Origin of the sequence: Myxococcus sp. AB056, from assembly GCF_006547365.1 — a bacterium.
GTDB lineage: Bacteria > Myxococcota > Myxococcia > Myxococcales > Myxococcaceae > Myxococcus > Myxococcus virescens.
This window is the reverse complement of sequence record NZ_VHLB01000103.1, coordinates 1-19,759: the sequence shown is the minus strand read 5'-3', so window position 1 is coordinate 19,759 and position 19,759 is coordinate 1. Positions and strand designations below refer to the sequence as shown.

Here is a 19,759-nt window from a genome sequence, read left to right as displayed (position 1 = left end):
TCCGTGCGGGGCCCGCGCCTCAGGACTCGGACGGCCCGCCGCGCAGCTTCGCGCCGAAGCGCAAGAGCTGCTCACGCGCCCGGAGCAGCGCGTCCCGTGGAATCGAGAACACGGCCCGCGCCCGCTCCGAATCCCCACACCACGGGCCGCCATTCAGGACGACGTGCGTGTGCTCGTACACCACGCGAGGAAGGTTCTCCGGCGTCAGCCGCACCCCGTCGACCTCCTGCCCCAGCCATGCCGTCATCCGAGGCGACAAGAAGAGTCCGCCCGCGTCCCCCGCGTCCGAGCGCCCATCCCCTGGCAGCGCGCCGGCCAGCAGCTCGCGCTTCTCCGCCAGCTCCCGCCGCATCTTCACCAGGAAGGACCGCAGGGTGCGGTGCCGTGCGGGGTACAGCAACTGGCCATCCGGACTGCGGGCATATGCCGCATACAGGTACGCCGCAGCGCGCGCCGTCATCAGGTGGAGCACCCCAGGGCCGATGTCACGCACCGCCGCGGCCAGCGCCCGGTCCTTCGTCGCGAGCCATCCCACGCGGAGCCCACCGGCCGCGAACTCCTTGGACAGTCCTCCCAGCAGCACCGTGCGGGCGCCGATGCCGGGCACCGCGCCTTCCAGCGTCACGGGGCTGGGAACCGTCTCCGCAGTGGGGCTGGTGAGGTTCACCAGTCCGAAGATTTCGTCCGAGACCAGCAGACAGCGCTGCTCCACCACATAGGTGGCCAGGGCCACCAGCTCCTCGCGGGCCAGGTAGACACCGGAGGGGTTCGACGGCTGCGACACGACGATGGCATCCGGCACACCACCGCCCTGCCCTCGCCGGGCCAACAGCCCCGACAGTGGCCCCTGCTCCACGTCACACCCTGCGGAGACGAAGGTGGGCGGCAACACGCCGTAGCACGGCGTCGACACATAGACGCGCGGCGTGCGTCCCAGCCGCTGGCGCAGCGCCACGCCCAGGTGGTGGATGAGCGGCCACACGCCCGGCGCCACCGCCAGCTCATCCGGCGCGTAGCGCACCGCGCGCGACTCCAGCAGGAAGGCCGACACTGCTTCTGCCAGTCCTGTCTGCGGTGCGGGCTCGCGCGGCGCGACACCCGCGGCGATGAGGCCCTCCACCAAGGGAGGCGGCAGCGGCCCTTCGTTCTCTCCGTAATCCAGACGCACCAGCTCCGCGTCGTCCTCGCGGAACACCTTGGGCGCGAATGCGGGGAAGGTCATCAGCCGCGCCATCCGTCGCGAGCGGGGCAGCGTCACCACCGGAGGCCTGCGCGGCGCGGGCGCTTCCGGCTCCGCGAAGGAGATGCGGAACGACAGCAGGTCAGCGAAGGTGCGCTCGTAGAACGCTTGCGCCAGGGTGCTGATGCGCGAGTACGTGACCTCCGCCGCGGCTTCCAAGTCTCCCCGCAGCGGCTGCGGCACCGGCATGAGCAGCGTCAGCTCCAGGTCCGGCCACACCGCGTTCTTGATGAGCCCATAGAGCACCACCAGGTTGGGGGCGTGGGCCTCACGGGCCAGGAACTCGAAGAGCGTGTGCGGCTCCACTCCGCCGGTGATGTTGAAGAAGGCGCTTTCGTCCAGCACCACCCAGATGCCCCGGCGCGCCGCCTCCGCGACGATGTCGCGCAGCACGGACAGGTTGGTGCGCTCCCCCTTCTCCACCGTGAGCAGCACCATCTTCACGTCGAACGCGGACAACAACCGGCGAATCTCCGCCAGCGACGTGTGTGTCACCGTGGCGCGCACCCCCGCCTTCTCCAGCGCACGGGCGTAGAGCGGATGGAGGTTGCGCGACACCAGCACCTCGTCGCCCGCGTCGCAGGTTGCCATCAGCAGCGAGTACACCGCCTGCTCGCGCTCGGGCGCGACGAAGACCTCCTCTTCCGTCAGCCGCAGCCCGAAGTACCGGTCCAGGTAGCGCACCACCTGCCGGCGGAAGGACGCGTCGCCCGCCTCGTGCGCGTAGGGCATCAGCGGGCCCCGCGCCAGTCGCGCCGCCAGGTCGGCGACGAAGCCCAGTTGCTCCGCCGACGCGGCGCCCAGGTCCAGCTCCTCCTGCAACGCAGAAGCGCCCAGCTCGCGCAGCGCGGCCCGCAGCGCCAGCGTCTCGCGAGGCAGCGCCAGCCGCGCCTCCCACACCGCCACCTCGTGCCACACCGGATTCCCAGCCTGGAGCCAGCCCAGCGCGGTGGCCGCCCGCAGCGGCTCCGGGCTGCGCGCTTCCATGAAGAACTCGAACTCGCGGCCGGTTCGCTGCTCCAGCGCCACCAAAGGGCGGATGTCCGTGTCCGCCGCCTGCATCACCCGGCGGGCCACCCGCACGTGCGTGTCGAAGCCGCGGCGGGTGAACATCCGCTCGATGATGACGCGCCCTGGCCTGCCCGCGAGGTTGAGCAGCAGCCGTCCGGTAGGCGACAGTCGCTCCGGCGCTTCGTCCAGCAATCGCGCGATGAGCCCGAGCCCGAAGTGGTCCTCGTAGACGTTCTGCAGCGTGCAGTAGTTGGACAAGTCGTAGAGCGCCTGCTCGTCGGCCTGGGACAGCTCGGATGGCAAATCCTCCTCGCCCCGGAGGACCTGCGGAATGCAGCCCACCACGAAGTCCCATGGGGCATCCGAAGGTATCCCGCGCAACAGGTCGCTCTCCCCGAAGGACAGGCGCGACGCCAGCGACTCGTCTCCGTTGAGCCACGCGTTGCAGCGCGCCACCACGGGCGAATGCGGATTGAGGTCCGCGCCATGCACGTGCGCCAGCCGGGTGAACTTCGCCAGCGCGATGCAAATCCATCCCGAGCCCGCGCCGACTTCCACCAGCCGCTTTCCCGCGTACTCATCCAGCGGGACGCTCAGCAGGCCCTCCAGGAAGGTGTAGGCCCACGCCTCCGGAGCGAAGATGGACGGCAGCAGGAACAACTCCAACCGCTCCTGCGAAGCGCCCACCGCCACCGTCACCGTCACCAGCCGCAGTGGCGCCGATTCGGGTTGGTGGCGAGACAGCTCCGCCAGCTCGCGGAGCTCGGCCAGCGCGCGCGGACGCCTGTCCGCATGGGACAGGTCCTCGGACAGTGCGCGCAGCAGGTGAAACGCCTCACGGGGTGTGGAGGGGTAGGTCGGCATGGCGCGAGGACTGTCCCGAGCCCCCCGCCCCCTGTCAACGCTGCGATGGCGCCCGGATGAAACCCTTTGGCGCCCTGGGGTGAGTCAAGGAAATGCCGACTCGCCGTAATAAAGGGCAGCAGCAACGAGGCCCGCCGCCGCCGCGCCGGGTGGGCTCGGAAGCAGCACGCGCGGTACCGACGGAGCAGCATCCATGTCGCTCATGCCTGTGGATGGACCCCGTAGTGGAGAGGGGGCAGTGATGGAGATGAACGTCTCGAGGCCGGTGCTTGGTGGGGGATTCTGGAAGAAGCGCACGCAGCCGGTGAAGCGCGCCAAGGACGCGTCGCTGGTGCGTTGGGAGTCGCAGCCGTGGCGCCGCCAGTTACGCGACGCGGCGGAATACGAGCACCCGGTGGCGCGTGCCGCGCTGGTGCAGGCGCTGCTGGCGGAAGGTCTGACGATGGACGCGGACGCGGCGCGCTTCGCGGGAACCAGCGAGGACCGCGACTGCATCAGCATCGCGCAGGTGCTGCGCTTCGCCGACTCGCTCGTGCTGCGCATGGCGCTGGCGTGCACGGATGACCACGTGCTCCAGCTGGTGCATCTGCGCCGCGACGCCGAGGACCTGGCGGAGCGGATGATTGAGTGGGCCAACGCCGGCCGTCTGTAGGCCGGAGGCGGCACAGCAGGCACGGACAGCGGCCCGGTATCGTGGCGTGACTCGCCGGTGGTCGCACGCTGGGGCGGCGTGCGGCGCGGCGCCTGGGCCACGGTGAGGGCCAGAGCCCCTGCGAGTCCCTCCTTGACAGCGTGGGAGCCCGGCTGTTCTCACGGAGACATGCTCTCCTCGCTCGTCCTGGTCGCCACCCTGGCAACGGCCCCCGCACCTCGTGCCGCCGCTTCGGCGCAGACGCTCGTCCATGTGCCGAAGGTGGATGCGTTGACGGGTCTGGCTGCGTTCCTGGAGCGCGCGGGCCAGCACGCCGCGCTGCTGCGTCCCTCAGCGTGGCGAACGGAGCTGCACCCATTCCTCGCCGTCGACCCCACGCGGCCCCAGTCCCTGTCCGAGCTGGGCCTGGATCCGGCCGGTCCGGCCACCGTGTCCATGCGCAATGACGGACGCGTGTCCTGCATGCGGGTGGCCGACGCCAAGGTGTTCCAGGCGAAGGCCGCCGAAGCCATCACCGCCGCGGGCGGCGCCGAAGCGAAGCCCACCACGCGTGGAGGGGTGACGACGGTGCATGTCGACCGCGACATGGGCGGCAGCATGGGCTACGCGATGAAGGGCAAGGAGGTCTGCGCCTTCGGCGCCATCGAGCGCGGCGGCGCGGACCTGCTCAAGGAGTCCGTCCGGCTGGTGGGCAAGGCGCCCGCGCGAGATGCCCGGCTGGGCAAGGTACCGGGCGTGGCATTCATCGTGTCGGGCAACACGGTGGTGGGCCTGGACGGAACGGCCAACGCGCTGCAGGTGGATGGCGTGACGACGAAGTTGCAGCTGCCGGTCTTCCAGGCGCGAGGCACCAGCCCTTACGCGGCCATGAATTCAGAGGGACTGCTCTCCTCGCGGGCGTCCATCTCTCCCATGGGGGTGTTCCAGACGGTGGACACGATGCGCTCCACGCTCCAGGTCCTGTGCCCCACGTGTCCGAAGGAGCAGATGGTGTCCATGGCGAAGGCCGTGACGAAGCAGCTCACGGGCCACATGTTGGTGAACATGGACCACGTCCAGGTGCGCGGCTCCCTGCGCGCGATGTCGACGCGCTTCTTCGCGGTGCGCCAGGCCGTTGCCGCCGAGGTGAAGGACGTGGCGGCGGTGAAGGCCGCGCTGGCCCCGCTGGGCAAGCTCCCGGACGTGCTGGTGCTGGAGGACGGCTGGAAGCTCCCGCTCAAGGGCGGCAACGTGTTCGTGCGCCTCAAGGGCAAGCAGCTCGTCCTGGGCAACGACGAGTCGGTGACCCAGGCCACGCTGGCGGCGCTGACGGAGACAGGCACGAAGACGGAGCACCCGGTGGACTTCGCGTTGGACCCCAAGCGAGTGGCGCGAGGTCTGGCGCAAATCTCCCTGACGGACATCCTGGCGGATGAGTTGCTCGCGGCCCTCTTCGCGGCCAGCTCCGAACTGGGGCCGCTGCTGGCGCGCAGCGAGCGCATCACCGGGTGGATGGACGCCGCTCCTGGTGGCGCCCACCGCGTGTCCCTGACCTGGCCGCTGCCTCCGCAGTAGTCGCTCGAATCTGAAGCGGCGGGACGGAGTGGCGCGCCGTTGCGAGCCTCCGTCGTGATATGTCGGTCCCTCAAGGCACGAGGGGGAAACCACGCCATGATGCTGTTCCTGCCCCTGGGGGTGGACAACACCGAGCTGGAGCGTCTGCCTCGGGTATCCATCACCATCGCGGCCATCTGTATCGTGGCCTTCTTCATCTCCTGGGTCGTTCCGTCCAACCCCCTAGGCGTGGGTGAGAACGAGCTGCGCTCCCTGCTGGAGCAGTCACTCGAGCACCCGGACCTGGAGTTCCCTCCCGCGTGCGCGGAGCGGCTGCTGTCCGATTCGGGCCGGAGGCTGGTGCGCAACATGCACCAACGCGTCGCGGAATCCGACGGAGCGGAGAGCGTGACGAACCGGCAGCAGGGACTGAATGAGCGCTGCGAGGAGCTCATCGCCCAGCACGACTCGAGCCTGCTCTCGCGCTTCTCCCTGGTGCCCGCGCGGGGACTCGCCCAACCCGGCTGGCTCACGTACATGTTCCTCCACTTGGGGTGGATGCACCTGCTGGGGAACCTGCTGTTTTTCTACGTGACCAGCCTGCTGCTCGAGGATGCCTGGGGCCGGCCATTGTTCGCGGGGTTCTACGTCGTGGGCGGGCTGGTGGCGGGCGTGGCCCACTATGCCATCGACCCCTCATCAGAGTCGGTGATGGTGGGTGCCTCCGGCGCCGTGGCCGCGTGCATGGGCGCATTCTGTCTACGCTTCGCCCAGCGACGGGTCCGCATCGGCTACTTCGTCTGGCTGCTGAAAATCTTCCGCGGCACCTTCCCCGTTCCCGGTTGGGTCTGGGGCGGCCTGTGGTTCGGCAACGAGGTGCTGAACTACTACCTCCTGGGCAACAACACGGGCGTCGCGGTGATGGCCCACATCGGCGGTTTCGTCTTCGGCTTCGCGGGTGCGTCGCTGCTGCGCGTCACGCAATTGGAGGAACGGGTGGTGGCGCCCGCGCTCGCCGCGAAGCAGGGCGGCTGGGTGGCCGACCCGCGGCTGGCGGAGGCCCAGGAGGCGCTCGACAAGGGAGACCGCACGGCCGCACGCGCGGGCTTCCAGCGCTTGCTGAAGACCCAGCCGGACCACACCGACGCGTTGCTGTCGCTGGGCCGCATGGACCTGGAGGACGGCAGGACGCAGGCCGGCACGGCGCGGGTGGAGCGGGCGCTCCATACGCTCGCGGGCCGCGCCTCCACGGACGCACTGTGGTTCGCGATGGAGCCATTGGTCTCGTTGCTGCCCATCGACGCGCTGCGGCCCGCCTCCGCGTGGAAGCTGGCGCAGGCGCTGGACACGGAAGACGCGCCGCCGGCCTCGTTGGAGACGACGGAAGCCCTGTACAGCGTGGCGGGCGGAGGCGCGGGCATCATCGCGGTGCGCGCGCTCATCCGCGCCACAGAGCTGCGAATGGCGCACTACAAGGACCTCGAGCGGGCAGCAGGCTACCTCGCGCGCGCCAAGCCGCTGCTGACGGGAGAAGCCGCGTCGGCGGGTGACCGGGTCCGGGAGCTGGACGCCGAAATCACGAGGGTGCTGGAAGAGAACGCGTGGAAGAAGCGGGACGCTGCGCCAACGCCCACCGTGGATGCACCACCCGCGCCGCCGCGCGTTTTCCCCTGCCGCATCGTGGGCATGACGGACATGGCCCTCACCGTGGAGGCCGCCAATGGCCAGCGCCGGACGATGGCCATGACGGAGGTGCTGGCGATTGCCGTGGGCATGCTGCCCGTCGCCGGGCCACCGGGGACGCCGCCGCGACAGACGGTGCTCACCGACCTGGTGCTCTCCTGGGGGAGCGCCAACGAGGGACCGCGGGTGCTGCGGGTGAACGTCGCGGGGCTCGGACTGAACCACTTCTATCCGGGTGTGGCGCCGCGTGAGGCCTATGCGCGATTCCTGGCGGACATGCTGGAGCGCACCAACGCCAACGCGCTTCCGGACGCTTCTTCACTGAAGCAGGGGCAGTACCCGCGCTTCAACAGCGAGGCGGAGCTGAGCCAGCACTACTACGGCGGGAGCGCGGCAGCGGCCTGAGCGCGGCGGAGGGGTCCCACCCACGACTCCTTGTTGACGGGCTTCGAGGCCAGGCATGGCGCCCGTGAAGAATCAGCTCCTTCAGCGCGACTGAGAGCCTGTCCGAATGTGACAGGCAACTCACTCCATGTCTTCCAGGGCCAACTCGGCCTGCTCGCGATAGAGGGGCACCTGCTCCACCGCGAGCACGTCTTCCAGTAGCGCGCGCGCGCCAGCGACATCGCCCGCCTCCCGAAGGCGGCGGGCCCCCGTCAGCGCTCGCATGAGCCGTTGCGAGCCCTCACGAATGCGGCGGCGAGTCTCGTGAAGAAGCGCCGTCGCCGTGGCAACGCCCGCGACGGCGGCATGTGCATCCTCTTCGGGAATGCCCACCTCTCGCGCCGAGCGGAGGAGCAAGGCGCGCACCTCGGCCGTCAGCGACAGCGCCTCACCGGCCTCCACGCGACGCGCCAGTTCACGCACCGGGTCCCAATCAATCGACTCGGCCATGGACTCACTCGCCTCCCTTGCGACGGCGGCACTTATCCACGGGCCATTCGTGTTGCCCTTCGCAATACCGGAAGCAGTCGTAACAAGAGCCTGACCAGGCCTGCTCCTGGCACTGGGCGTAGGCGTCGATGCACACCTGCTTCCACCCGGGGATGGCTTCTTCGCTGGCCTCGGACGCGGACTCGACGGCCTTCATCGGAACCAGGTACTTGCTCGCCTCCGAGGCCGTCAGCCCGCAGCGCTCAGGCGTGGCCGGGTGCGTCTTCACGCAGCAACTCACCGTCGAATCCATGGGGCCGCACTGCGCCTGGGCCAGGTACACGGGCTGACGGGCCGCGGTGGAATGAGCGCTCCCGCCACACCCCAGCGCCGAGAGAACAATGGCTGCCAGCGGGCCCCACATCGCACAACAATGCAAGGATGGCGCGTTTTCCATGAATAGCAGTTTACACATGCCTCATGCATGGACAACCCTCCTTTCACGCAGCCAGCCTCCGGGCTCGCCCACGGCAATCACCCGAACCCGCTGCTCCTCCTCCCTGCGGAACACGTCCGCTATCGAGCGGCACATCGCCGAGGCGCGAGCCCGCGATGGCAGCACCGGGCGTCCGCCTGGGCTGAAAGTGGCCTGGTTACCGCCCTGCGCATCCCATATGCAACGCACCAGGTAGGCAACACAAGCAGAGACTCACTGTGCCGGGTGACCGCTCCTCAGTGATCCCCAAGCGCTGGGATGCCGCCATCGACATCACGCTCGCCCCCTGCGCACGTAGGCTGAGTGCCAGCGCCTCTGGGCCCTCGCCGGAACGTACGAGACCGGCGCTGCACCGTCCGACGTTCGCGTGGCAGCATGACTCCACCCAAGCCAAGCCCACGGTCATGAATTGCCGCGGGTAGACCTCGACACGTGCCGCATCGCGGAGGTGGTCCAGGGCTTCTGCCGCCCCCGCGACCTGTCATTCAACCCGGATGGCATCTTGCTCGCGGCCTCGCGCGAAGGTTGCGGCGGCATCGGTGTCCATCCACCGCATCCAACCGGAGAGCTGCTGTTCCGGCACGCCAACGACCATGAACTCCAGACGAGCGACACCACCTTCTCACCGAACGGCCGCTTTATCGCCTGGGGCCCGGGTGACGGCACCGTGGGCCTGTGGTCCGTGACGGACTGAGTCCCGTCACGCCGGCCGCTCCTGCCGCCACCGCCGCTCCTGCTGACCACTGCGCTCCTCGCGCGCCTGATACAGCGTCATTCCGCGCTGCACATCATTCACGTCGAGCGTCCCCGCCAGCACCCCATCCGCCTCCACTACGACGAGTTGGGGCATCTCCTCCTCGGCCATGCGCCGCAGCGCCGTCCACCCATCCTCATCCAGCCGCACCACCACGGCGGGCACCATCACCTCGCGCGCGGTGCGCGTCATCCGCTCCGAATCCGGCACGGCCCGCACCGTCTCCAGCGACACCTGCCCCACCGGCCTTTCGTCCTCCGTCACCGGCAGCAGCAACAACCGCGCACGCCGCAGGTCCCACAGCGCCTGCTCCAGCGACGCCCCCGCGTCCACGCCCACCCGGCGCGGCGTCATCAAGTCGGCCACTGGCACACGCTCCAGCGTCATCTTCATCCGCACCTGCTGCGCCTCCGCCTGCGCGCCCATGAAGATGAAGAACGCGATGACGACCAGGAACGGGTTGAGCGACAGCACCGCCCACACACCGAACAACACCGCGAACCCACGTCCCAGCCAGGACGCCACTTGCGTCGCGCGCACCATCCCCAGCCGTCCCGCCAGCGACGCGCGGACGATGCGCCCCCCATCCATGGGGAACGCGGGCAGCAGATTGAACACACCCAGGAACAGGTTCAGGCTGGCCATGTAGAAGAACGCGAACTGGAGGTTGAACGAGCGCACCTCCTGAAGCAGCCACGTCGCGCCGCCGAGCAGCATCGCCAGCAGGATGCTCGTCAGCGGCCCCACCGCGGCCATCAGCGCTTCGTCCCGGGGACGCGGCGGCGCCTCCGTCAACTCCGACACACCGCCCACCATCATCAACGTAATCGAGCGCACCGTCCCGCCGCGGCGCAGCGCGTACACGGTGTGCGCCAGTTCGTGAATGAACACGGACGCGAACAAGCCCAACGCCACCACCAGCCCCCACAGCGCGGGCGAGCCGCTGAGTCGCTCCGGGGGGACTTCGGCCACCTCCGCCGCACGCTGGAAGGCGCCGCCGAATAGAAACGCAAGCAGCGGAAGGACCAGCAACAGCGAGAAGTGGACGCGGACGGGAATGCCGCGGAACGAGCCGATTTGAAAGGAACCTCGCGCGGCGCGCATGGCGGCCCTCCTATGGCTTCAACCTCCGTCCCCTCCACCCGGCGCGCACGGACCAGGATGCGGCCCGGCCGGCTGCCCGCCCCCTGAGTGTCCGCTCCTCGGCCTTCGAGATGTCCGCCCGCGAGCACGGCCGCGGCCACCCCGCCCCGCCCTTGCACCTCCCACATACGCTGGACGGAGCGGCCCCAGCGTCCCCTCGCCTTGGAGGCACCATGTGGAATCCTGTCGCGTATGCGTGGACGGCATGGCGGATGGCACGGGCCCTCCGCGACCCGGAGAAACTCCAGGACGTCCTGGGTCTGGCCCCCGTGCTCGCGCCCCCCGTGGCGATGCGGCGGCTGGTGGAGCGGCTGATGAGCCACGCCTCCGCGGCCCAGGCCTTCATCGAGCGCCCGCGCATGGGCCTGCTCCACCTGGCCGCGCTGCGCGCCCTGCCCGAACACACGCTGGGACGGGCCTTCGTCGGCCACCTGGAGGCGAACCAGGTGAACCCTGACGCACTGCCCTACCTGGAGGCGCGGACCGACGAGGAGTACGTGCGAGCGCACCTGCTCGAATCCCATGACGTCTGGCACGTCCTCACCGGCTTTCCGACGACCGTGGCGGGCGAGCTGGGCATCCAGGCCTTCAGCCTGGCCCAGGTGGGCAGCCCCTTCGCGCTGGGCATCCTCGCGGGCGGCCTGACGAACACCCTCCTCTATGCGTTCTCCCAGCGCGAGGAGCGCATGCGCGCCATCGTCCGGGGCTGGCTGCTGGGACAACGGGCCCGGCCGCTCTTCGGGGCACCCTGGTGTCAGATGTGGGAGTCGCCCCTGGTGGAGGTCCGCCAGCGCTACGGCCTGGACCTGGCGGCGGTGGATGCAGTGCTTGACGACCCCATGCGTCCGGCCATGGAAGTCAGGAATCCAGGCAGCGCGTCCCCGCCCCAATCATGCTAGACGCGCCCCATGGACCAGACTCCCGAGAAGGACCCCCTCCGCGCACGTCTCGAGAAGATGGAGAAGCAAGCCGAGCTGGGTGGCGGTGCCGACCGCATCGCCAAGCAGCACGAGTCCGGCAAGCTCACCGCCCGCGAGCGCATCGACCTGCTCCTTGACCCCGGCTCCTTCTGTGAGCTGGACAAGTTCGTCACCCACCGCTCGAACGAGTTCGGCATGGGCGACAAGAAGATTCCGGGCGACGGTGTCGTCACCGGCTACGGCACGGTGGAAGGCCGCAAGGTCTTCGTCTTCGCCCAGGACTTCACCGTCTTCGGCGGCTCGCTGTCGGGCGCCTACGCGCAGAAGATCTGCAAGATCATGGACCTGGCCACCCGCGTGGGCGCGCCCGTCATCGGCCTGAATGACTCGGGCGGCGCGCGCATCCAGGAAGGCGTGGAGAGCCTGGCCGGCTACGCGGACATCTTCGTGCGCAACACGCTGGCCTCCGGCGTGGTGCCCCAGATTTCGCTCATCATGGGCCCGTGCGCGGGCGGCGCGGTGTACTCGCCCGCCATCACCGACTTCATCATGATGGTGAAGGACACCTCGTACATGTTCATCACCGGCCCGGACGTCATCAAGACGGTGACGCACGAGGAGGTGTCGAAGGAGGCGCTGGGCGGCGCCGTCACGCACAACCAGAAGTCCGGCGTGGCCCACTTCGCGGCGGAGAACGAGCAGGCCGCCATCGTGATGACGCGCGAGCTGCTCTCCTTCCTGCCCTCCAACAACCAGGAAGAGGCGCCCGTCCAGCCGTGTGAGGACGACGCGTTCCGGGCCGAGGAGTCGCTCAAGACGATTGTCCCGAGCAACCCCAACAAGCCCTACGACATCAAGGAAGTCATCAAGGCCATCGTCGACGACAAGCACTTCTTCGAGGTGCAGGAGCACTTCGCGAAGAACATCGTCATCGGCTTCGCGCGCATGAACGGGCGCAGCGTGGGCGTCGTCGCCAACCAGCCCGCGGTGCTCGCCGGCGTGCTGGACATCGACGCCAGCATCAAGGCCGCGCGCTTCGTGCGCTTCGTGCGCTTCTGCGACTGCTTCAACATCCCGCTCGTCACGCTGGTGGACGTGCCCGGCTTCCTCCCCGGCACCGACCAGGAGTGGGGCGGCATCATCACCCACGGCGCCAAGCTGCTGTACGCCTACGCCGAGGCCACCGTCCCCAAGGTCACCGTCATCACCCGCAAGGCCTACGGCGGCGCCTATGACGTCATGGCGTCCAAGCACATCCGCGCGGACATGAACTTCGCCTGGCCCACCGCGGAAATCGCCGTCATGGGCCCCGAGGGCGCGGTCAACATCATCTTCCGCAACGAGCTGGCCAAGGCCCCGGACGCCGCCGCCGAGCGGGCCCGGCTGACGGCGGACTACCGCGACAAGTTCGCCACCCCGTTCAAGGCGGCCGAGCTGGGCTACATCGACGAAATCATCCGTCCGGAGGAGACGCGCGCGAAGCTCATCCGCGCCCTGGAGCTGCTGAAGGACAAGCGCCAGGAGAACCTCCCCCGCAAGCACGGCAACATCCCGCTCTAGGTTTCTTTCAGCCCTCGCCTGCCCGCCCTCTGTCGCCAGCAGGGCAGGCAGGCGCGCGCGAAGGGGGAAATTTGGGGGTGACGAACGGGCTTACAGGGGCCAGGAAAGGAATCTCATTTTGCCCCACCGTCGCCTCATCCTCTTTCTCTCCGACGTCGAAGGAAACCTCACCGCCCTGCGCCAGACGCTCAAGCGCGTCTGCGAAGCGGTGGACCTGGCCACGCCCGAGGTGAAGTGGGTGGAGCCTCCGCCAGAGGGGCTGGCCGATGCGGGCTGGCACGCCGTCGAGCTGGAGCTCCCGCCCGCCCCGGGCCGCAAGGCGCGCAAGTCCGAGCAGCCCTTCCTGGAGGAGCAGCTCGACGCCATGAGTCAGGCCCTGGCGCAGGATTTCCGGGACCGGGCGCTGGGCCTCTTCGTGGACCGCGAGCACAGCTACGCGCGCTCCTGCATCAGCGGCCCGGGCCGCCCGTCCAAGGCCGTGGAAGGTGAGGTTCTGGACGTCATCCGGCAGGCGGCGCGCTGGCTGGACGTGGAGACGGGCATGCTGGCCCGCCTCTTCGGCGGCGGAAACGCGGCACGCAACCTGTTGGCTGCGGCGGTCGACTTCGGCAACGAACCTGGACGGTCGGGTCCGCCCGCTCCGCCGGAGCCGGACGAGGACGACCGCTTCGTGGAGGCCAAGCTGACACAGGCTCGCGCTTACATGGAGCAGTACCTGAACACCCGGAAGTAGAGGCGGCAAACAGGGTCGCCCCGTGCTAGACGGGCCCCATGCCCAAGATCCGCAAAGTGCTCGTCGCCAATCGCGGCGAGATCGCCATCCGGGTGATGCGCACGTGCAAGGAACTCGGCATCGCCACGGTGGCGGTGTACTCGGAGGCGGACCGCTCCGCTCTGCATGTGCGCACGGCCGACCAGGCCATCTTCGTGGGGCCCCCGCCTTCGCGTGAGAGCTACCTGGTGCAGCAGCGCATCCTCGACGCCGCGAAGCAGGCAGGCGCGGATGCCATCCACCCCGGCTACGGCTTCCTCTCCGAAAACGCCGCCTTCGTCCGCGCCTGTGAGGCCGAAGGCCTGACGTTCATCGGGCCGCCCGCCTCCGCCATGGACTCCATGGGCGAGAAGACGCGTGCCCGCGCGAACATGATCAAGGCGGGCGTGCCCGTGGTGCCCGGCACCACCGAACCCATCCCCTCCGTGGAGGAAGCGCGCGCCTACGTGGAGAAGATTGGCTTCCCCGTCATGCTCAAGGCCGCGGGCGGCGGCGGTGGCAAGGGCATGCGCAAGGTGGAGCGCATGGAGGACTTCGAGTCCTCGTGGCGCGCCGCCAAGAGCGAGGCCCTCAACGCCTTCGGCAACGACGCCGTCTACATCGAGAAGTACCTGGAGAAGCCACACCACGTGGAGATCCAGGTCTTCGCGGACCAGTACGGCAACACCATCCACCTGAATGAGCGTGAGTGCTCGGCGCAGCGCCGGCACCAGAAGGTGGTGGAGGAGACGCCCAGCCCCATCCTCACGCCGGAGCTGCGCGCGAAGATGGGCGAGGTCGCGGTGAAGGCGGCCAAGGCCGTCAACTACGTGGGCGCCGGGACCGTGGAGTTCCTGGTGGACGTGCACCGCAACTTCTACTTCCTGGAGATGAACACCCGCCTCCAGGTGGAGCACCCGGTGACGGAGTGGGTGACGGGCCTGGACCTGGTGGCCATGCAGATTCGGGCCGCCGAGGGCGAGAAGCTCGGCCTCACCGAGGCCCCCACGCCGCGCGGTCACTCGATTGAAGTCCGCGTGTACGCGGAGGACCCGAGCCGCAACTTCATGCCCAGCCCGGGCAAGATTACGTACCTGCGCGTGCCGGGTGGACCGAACGTGCGTGACGATTCGGGCGTGTTCCCCGGGTACACGGTGCCCAACGTCTACGACCCGATGATTTCCAAGCTGTCCGTGTGGGCCCCCACGCGGCGCGAGGCCATCGCCCGCACGCAGCGCGCGCTGTCCGAGTACGTGGTGAAGGGCATCACCACCAACATCCGCTACCTGAAGGCGATTCTGGCGCACCCCGAGTTCATCGAGGGCGACTACGACACCAGCTTCCTCACCCGCCAGCACGAGGCACTGCTGGGCGCGGAGGACCCGAAGCTGAGCGAGATGGCGCTGCTGGCCAGCGTGGTGCACACGTACCAGAAGGACCAGAAGCGCGCGAAGACCCTGCCTGCCGCCAGTGGCGGCCAGGGCGGTGGCAACGGCGGCGTCTCCCCGTGGAAGCTGGCGCTGCGCACGCGCCGCTAACCCCCAGCTCGGAAGGACTCCCATGCGTTACTTCACGAAGCAGCAGGGCCAGAAGGAAGCGGTCCCGGTGGACCTGGAGCCCCTGGGGAACGACCAGTTCAAAATCACCGTGGGCGGCACCACGTACCAGGTGGACGCGCTGGCGCTGGAGCACGGCACGCTGTCCATGCTGGTGGACGGCCAGTCGTACAACGTCGAGTTCGAGGAGAACGGCGACGAGCTTGGCGTGCTCCTGCGCGGCCAGGTGAACCGCATCGACGTGGCGGATGAGCGCCGGCTCCGGCTGCGCGCGGCCAACGCGGCCTTCTCCGTCGAGGGCAAGCAACTGGTCACCGCGCCCATGCCGGGCAAGGTGGTGAAGGTGCTGGTGAAGGTGGGCGACGAGGTGAAGGAGGGCCAGGGCCTCGTGGTGGTGGAAGCCATGAAGATGGAGAACGAGCTCAAGAGCCCCAAGGCGGGCAAGGTGACGGAGCTGTTCGCCAAGGAAGGCACCGCCGTGGAGAACAACGCCAAGCTGGTGGTGGTGGAATAGCTCCATGGAGATGCTCTGCACCCTGCGCAGCGCCACCGAGGCCCAGCGCGTTGCCCTGCTCCAGGCCCCCGAACGGCTGGAGGACTTCGTCGACGATGACGAGGACTTCGGTGACCCGAAGGGCTCGGCGTTCCTGGAGCTGGACATCGGCGAGGCGTGGCATGGCCTCCAGTACCTGCTGACCGGAACGCCGTGGGAAGGCAGCGCGCCGCTGGACTTCCTGGTGCGTGGCGGAGAGGACGTGGGCGACATCCCTTCCGAGGAAGGCACCGCGCGCGTCTTCACGCCGGCCCAGGTGCAGGCCCTGGCCACGGCGCTGCAACAGGTGACGCAGAAGACGCTGCGCGCGCGCTACGACGCGCCCACCATGCAGGCCCAGGACATCTACCCCGGGACATGGGACGAGCCCGAGTCCGAGGTGGATTTGCTGGAGGAGCTGCTCTCCTACTTCGAGGAGCTCCAGAAGTTCATGGCCGCCGTGGCGAAGCGCCGGGAGGCGCTGCTGGTGCACATCGGCTGATGGCGGGGTGACGGCTTCTCAGGCCGTCACCACGTCGTGCCCCAGCTTGAGCACCAGGGCCAGCACCATGCCCAGCACCACCTTGCGCACCAGTTTGTCGCCGCCCTTCACGGCCAGGTGCGCGCCCAGGTAGGCGCCCGCGAACTGGGCGCCGGCCATGGGCAGCGCCACCTTCCAGAGCACCACGCCCTTGAAGGCGAACAACGCGACGGAGGCGAGGTTGGAGGCGAAGTTCACCACCTTCGCGTCCGCGGACGCGCGCGCCAGGCCGTGTCCCAGCAGGGACGAGAAGGCCACGATGAGGAACGTCCCCGTCCCCGGTCCGAAGAAGCCGTCGTAGGTGCCGATGACCAGCGCGATGAGCGCGCCAATGGCCCGGGCGCGCGCGGGCGGCCCGGGCTCCGGCATGTCTCCCGGACGCGGCGGCTTGCGGAAGGCGAGGAACACCGCCACCGCGATGAGCAGCACCAGCACCAGCGGCTTGAGGACTTCCGGCTTCACCAGCAGCACCAGCGCCGCGCCCCCGAAGGCCCCACCCAGGCCGAAGGGGAACGTCACTCGCGCCAGGTTCCCATCCACCAGCCCCGCGCGGGAGAAGCGCACCAGCGCGGCGAACGAGCCGAAGACGGACTGTCCCTTGTTGGTGCCCAGCGCCACGTGGGGCGGAAGGCCCGCGGCCAGCAGCGCGGGGAGGGAGATGAGCCCGCCGCCTCCCGCGATGGCATCCACCATGCCGGCAATCAGCGCGGCCACGCACAGCAGGATGAGGTGCAGCGCACTGACGTCCACGTCCACTGGGGTGAACCTCCTCGCGGGCGGCGCCTGGGTACCACGGGCCCGGCCCGCCGCCCATGACCGCCCGCTTCTTGCGTCATCACGCGCCTTGGGCGTCAATGCCGGGACGACTCCACTCCCCCCCGCCGAGGTCCCCGTGCTCGCTTCCTTCCTCACCGTGCTGGCGCTCACCCTGGGCTCGGTTCCGACTCCGCAGGACCCTTCCGCGCCGACGTGCCGCGCCATCGACGGCAAGGTGTCCTGCGGCTATGGGTGCAAGTCGGACGGACAGCGGGTGCGCTGCGCGCAGACACCGCAGGGCCACTGCCAGGTGATTGACGGGCAGGCGGTCTGCTTCGACCCGCCGGCCTACGTGCAGAAGGCCTATGGCGCGGCGCTGCCGAAGCCGGAGTGTCAGAGCATCGACGGGGTGGTGGCGTGTGGCTACAACTGCGCGACGCAGCCCGGCCGGGTGAAGTGCGCGCAGTCCCCCGCGGGCGTCTGCCGGGGCCGGGGCGGCGAGGTGGAGTGCTTCGACCCGCCCGCCGTGGTGTTCGCCGTCTATGGCAAGGACACGCCCACGGCTCAGTGCCACAGCAACGCCATGGAGCTGACGTGTGGCTATGGCTGCATCAACGCCTCGGAGGGAGTGCGCTGCGCTCGGACGCCCGCGGGCGTGTGCAAGCTGGCCAGTGGCCGCATCACCTGCTTCGACCCCTCCCCCGCCGCCCTGTGCGCCTGGAAGCGCGAGCTGCCCGCGCCGCAGTGCAAGAACACCGAGGCGGGCCCGGTGTGTGGGTACAACTGCACCACCGCCTTCTCGAAGTCGGCCTGTGCGTCCACCCCGAACGGGCTGTGCAAGGTCTTCGACAGCGAGGTGCACTGCTTCGACCCGCCCGCTGAACAGAAAGCGGACGCGGCGTGTCTGGCAGCGCTCGGGCTGGCGGCACTGGATGGCGCGGCGCCCTGAGTCGAAGTAAGGGGCTCGCGCCCCGGCGCTCTGCTTTGATGCGACGGAGGACAGCGGTAGGGTTCGCTTTTCTCGCAGGACGAAGGAGCAAGGCCGCGCATGGCGGAGGGTGAGGTCCGGCAGTACTGGGTCCGCAACGACAGGGGCACCATGTGGGGGCCCCTCACCCTGCCGACCATTGAACTGCTCATCGAAAGCGGCTCCATCCAGGGCCGGCTCCAGATGTCCGAGGACGGGCTCAACTTCGCCTTTCCCTGGCGCTTCCCGGAAGCGCGCGAGGTCGTTCCCCGCGAGCTGTGGGGCCCGGGCGCCCCGCCCGTCTCCGCCGCGGAACAGGCCGCACCGGGCGCTCCCATGGGCGTGGCCCCCGGAGCGCCCGTCATGGCGGGGCCAGGTGTCCGGCCCGCGGCAGGCCCCGGTGTCGTGCCGAGTGCGGGCCCCAGTGCGTCCATCGCGGGCCCTGGTGTCCGCCCTGGCGCGGCGCCCATCGCGGGTCCCGGTGTCCGGCCCATGGCGGGTCCTGGCGCGGTCCCCATGGCGGGTCCCGGCGCGGTCCCTATGGTAGGCCCTGGCGCGGTCCCCATGGCAGGCCCTGGCGCGGCCCCCATGGCGGGTCCCGGTGCTCGAGCCACTGTGGACCCCTCGCGGCGTCCCGTGGCGCCCGCCCAGCAGGCCCGTCCTCCCGGAGCGGTGCCACCTCCGCCCGTGGCGGGAGCCGCGCGTCCGCCGAGCGCCCCCCCCGCGAGCCCGGCCCCGGCGTCATCGCCCTCCACCGCGGGCACCGCCACGGGGGCGGACGCCGCCCCCGTGGCGGTGCCCGCGGTGGAGGGCGATGACGCCGCCCCAGAGATTCCGGCCCTCGGCCAACTCGAGCAGTTCTCCCCCATCCGCCTCTATGGCCGCATCGCCGCGCGGGAGCAGACGGGGCTGCTGTCGCTGACGCTGGCGGACCGCGTCGTCCAGATTCACTTCCGCAAGGGCAACCCGGAGTTCGTCGACTCGTCCCATCCCGAGGAGGCGCTCGGGCCGTCACTGGTCGCGGCGCGGCTGCTCACGCCCGAGCAGCTTCGCCAGGCCGAGCCCGCACTGGAGCGCTTTGGCGGAGACCTGCTCACCGCGCTCTTCGGTCTGGGACTGCTCCAGCCAGCCACCGCCTTCGCCATCCTGGCGCAGCGCGCGGGCGGCATTCTCTCCAGGGGCCTGCGGGCTGAGACCGGGACGTTCACCTTCGAGCTGAAGGACCTGTCCTCGCACAAGGCGATGCCGCTGGGCCACCGCTGGGCCGTGCTGAGTGACACGGTTCGCCGGATTCCCTCCGCGGACCTCAAGCGCCGGCTGACCCCGGTGATCCAGCTTCCCATCATGAAGTCCGGTGGTGTCGTGGCCGCGAGCGAGCTGCGCCTCACGCCGCACGAGGTCCGCGCGCTCACGGTCATCGACGGCGTGCGCTCGGTTGCGCAGTTGCTGACGGACTTCGCGCAGGACGCGGACCACCTGCTGCGGCTCGCGTTCCTGCTCAAGGAGCTGGACTCGGTGTCGTTCGCCGGACAGGCCAGGACGGCGCAGGATGTGGGCCCACGAGCGCCCGGTGCCGGAGGTGCCCAGCCCTCCACGGGTGCCGCACACGCTGCGGCCCCGAACGCCGCCGCGCAACAGCGCCCCGCTGGAGCCGCTCCGAACGTTACGGGAGGTCCGCAGCCCGGCGGGGTGGCGCAAGCCGCCGGCGCCGCGCCCCAACGCCCCATGGCAGGCTCGACGCCCGCGGCAGGTCCCGGTGCCACGCGCCCCGCGGGCACGGTCCCAGCCGCCAGCCCCGGAGCGCCCCCGCCCATCGCTGGTCCAGGTGCCACCGCCGCGCGCCCGCCCGTCACCGGTCCCGGTGCGACAGCCACACGCCCGGCAGGCACGGCCCCCATGGCAGGCCCCGGTGCCACCGCCACACGCC

Annotated in this window: 17 protein-coding genes; 12 read left to right on the top strand and 5 right to left on the bottom strand. The window is 69.8% G+C overall.

Features of this window, described 5'->3' with window-relative positions; genetic code table 11:
• Positions 1-19 precede the first annotated feature (19 nt).
• Complete coding sequence (locus FMP39_RS31545) at positions 20-3,115, bottom strand: aminotransferase class I/II-fold pyridoxal phosphate-dependent enzyme (protein ID WP_141593778.1); 3,096 nt, start codon at positions 3,113-3,115, stop codon at positions 20-22.
• A 241-nt stretch (positions 3,116-3,356) separates the two neighbouring features.
• On the opposite strand from FMP39_RS31545, the gene FMP39_RS31540 reads away from it, so the two are divergent.
• The 3 genes from FMP39_RS31540 to FMP39_RS31530 all read left to right on the top strand — a co-directional run bounded on the left by FMP39_RS31540 (position 3,357) and on the right by FMP39_RS31530 (position 7,388).
• The gene (locus FMP39_RS31540; protein WP_228558504.1) at positions 3,357-3,767 is read left to right on the top strand and encodes a hypothetical protein; all 411 of its coding nucleotides are present in this window, start codon (positions 3,357-3,359) and stop codon (positions 3,765-3,767) included.
• 78 nt (positions 3,768-3,845) lie between these two features.
• On the top strand, positions 3,846-5,321 hold the full coding sequence (locus tag FMP39_RS31535) for a hypothetical protein (protein WP_141593785.1): 1,476 nt from the start codon (positions 3,846-3,848) through the stop codon (positions 5,319-5,321).
• 96 nt (positions 5,322-5,417) lie between these two features.
• The gene (locus FMP39_RS31530) at positions 5,418-7,388 is read left to right on the top strand and encodes a rhomboid family intramembrane serine protease (RefSeq protein ID WP_228558503.1); all 1,971 of its coding nucleotides are present in this window, start codon (positions 5,418-5,420) and stop codon (positions 7,386-7,388) included.
• A gap of 120 nt (positions 7,389-7,508) precedes the next feature.
• Here FMP39_RS31530 and FMP39_RS31525 read toward each other — a convergent pair whose 3' ends face one another.
• Together FMP39_RS31525 and FMP39_RS31520 are read right to left on the bottom strand one after the other, a co-directional pair.
• A complete protein-coding gene (locus FMP39_RS31525) occupies positions 7,509-7,877 on the bottom strand; it encodes a DUSAM domain-containing protein (RefSeq protein ID WP_141593775.1) in 369 nt (122 codons plus the stop codon).
• A gap of 4 nt (positions 7,878-7,881) precedes the next feature.
• Positions 7,882-8,280, bottom strand: coding sequence for a hypothetical protein (locus FMP39_RS31520; protein WP_141255381.1), 399 nt, complete (start codon positions 8,278-8,280; stop codon positions 7,882-7,884).
• Positions 8,281-8,761: 481 nt separating this feature from the next.
• On the opposite strand from FMP39_RS31520, the gene FMP39_RS31515 reads away from it, so the two are divergent.
• On the top strand, positions 8,762-9,046 hold the full coding sequence (locus tag FMP39_RS31515; protein ID WP_228558502.1) for a WD40 repeat domain-containing protein: 285 nt from the start codon (positions 8,762-8,764) through the stop codon (positions 9,044-9,046).
• Positions 9,047-9,052: 6 nt separating this feature from the next.
• Here the strand turns inward: FMP39_RS31515 and FMP39_RS31510 are convergent, their stop codons facing one another.
• Complete coding sequence (locus tag FMP39_RS31510; protein ID WP_141593774.1) at positions 9,053-10,210, bottom strand: site-2 protease family protein; 1,158 nt, start codon at positions 10,208-10,210, stop codon at positions 9,053-9,055.
• A 212-nt stretch (positions 10,211-10,422) separates the two neighbouring features.
• On the opposite strand from FMP39_RS31510, the gene FMP39_RS31505 reads away from it, so the two are divergent.
• The 6 genes from FMP39_RS31505 to FMP39_RS31480 all read left to right on the top strand — a co-directional run bounded on the left by FMP39_RS31505 (position 10,423) and on the right by FMP39_RS31480 (position 16,070).
• Positions 10,423-11,148 (top strand): Coq4 family protein, encoded by a 726-nt coding sequence (locus tag FMP39_RS31505; protein ID WP_228558501.1) that lies wholly within the window; start codon positions 10,423-10,425, stop codon positions 11,146-11,148.
• A 9-nt stretch (positions 11,149-11,157) separates the two neighbouring features.
• Positions 11,158-12,729 (top strand): acyl-CoA carboxylase subunit beta, encoded by a 1,572-nt coding sequence (locus FMP39_RS31500; RefSeq protein WP_141593773.1) that lies wholly within the window; start codon positions 11,158-11,160, stop codon positions 12,727-12,729.
• Positions 12,730-12,847: 118 nt separating this feature from the next.
• Positions 12,848-13,462 carry a hypothetical protein gene (locus FMP39_RS31495; RefSeq protein WP_090484982.1) on the top strand — a complete coding sequence of 205 codons (615 nt, stop codon included), beginning with the start codon at positions 12,848-12,850 and terminating at the stop codon, positions 13,460-13,462.
• Between the two features lie 38 nt (positions 13,463-13,500).
• On the top strand, positions 13,501-15,018 hold the full coding sequence (accC, locus tag FMP39_RS31490) for an acetyl-CoA carboxylase biotin carboxylase subunit (RefSeq protein WP_141593772.1): 1,518 nt from the start codon (positions 13,501-13,503) through the stop codon (positions 15,016-15,018).
• Between the two features lie 22 nt (positions 15,019-15,040).
• On the top strand, positions 15,041-15,550 hold the full coding sequence (locus FMP39_RS38610) for a biotin/lipoyl-containing protein (RefSeq protein ID WP_141593771.1): 510 nt from the start codon (positions 15,041-15,043) through the stop codon (positions 15,548-15,550).
• A 4-nt stretch (positions 15,551-15,554) separates the two neighbouring features.
• Entirely contained in the window at positions 15,555-16,070 is a 516-nt protein-coding gene (locus FMP39_RS31480) for a YfbM family protein (protein ID WP_141593770.1), read from the top strand.
• Positions 16,071-16,088: 18 nt separating this feature from the next.
• Here the strand turns inward: FMP39_RS31480 and FMP39_RS31475 are convergent, their stop codons facing one another.
• Positions 16,089-16,865, bottom strand: a complete 777-nt coding sequence (locus FMP39_RS31475) for a TSUP family transporter (protein WP_141593769.1) — start codon at positions 16,863-16,865, stop codon at positions 16,089-16,091.
• A 136-nt stretch (positions 16,866-17,001) separates the two neighbouring features.
• Here FMP39_RS31475 and FMP39_RS31470 point away from each other — a divergent pair, with 136 nt between their 5' ends.
• On the top strand, positions 17,002-17,814 hold the full coding sequence (locus tag FMP39_RS31470) for a hypothetical protein (protein ID WP_141593768.1): 813 nt from the start codon (positions 17,002-17,004) through the stop codon (positions 17,812-17,814).
• A 99-nt stretch (positions 17,815-17,913) separates the two neighbouring features.
• The coding region (locus tag FMP39_RS31465) for a DUF4388 domain-containing protein (RefSeq protein WP_141593767.1) at positions 17,914-19,759 on the top strand (1,846 nt) is incomplete at its 3' end.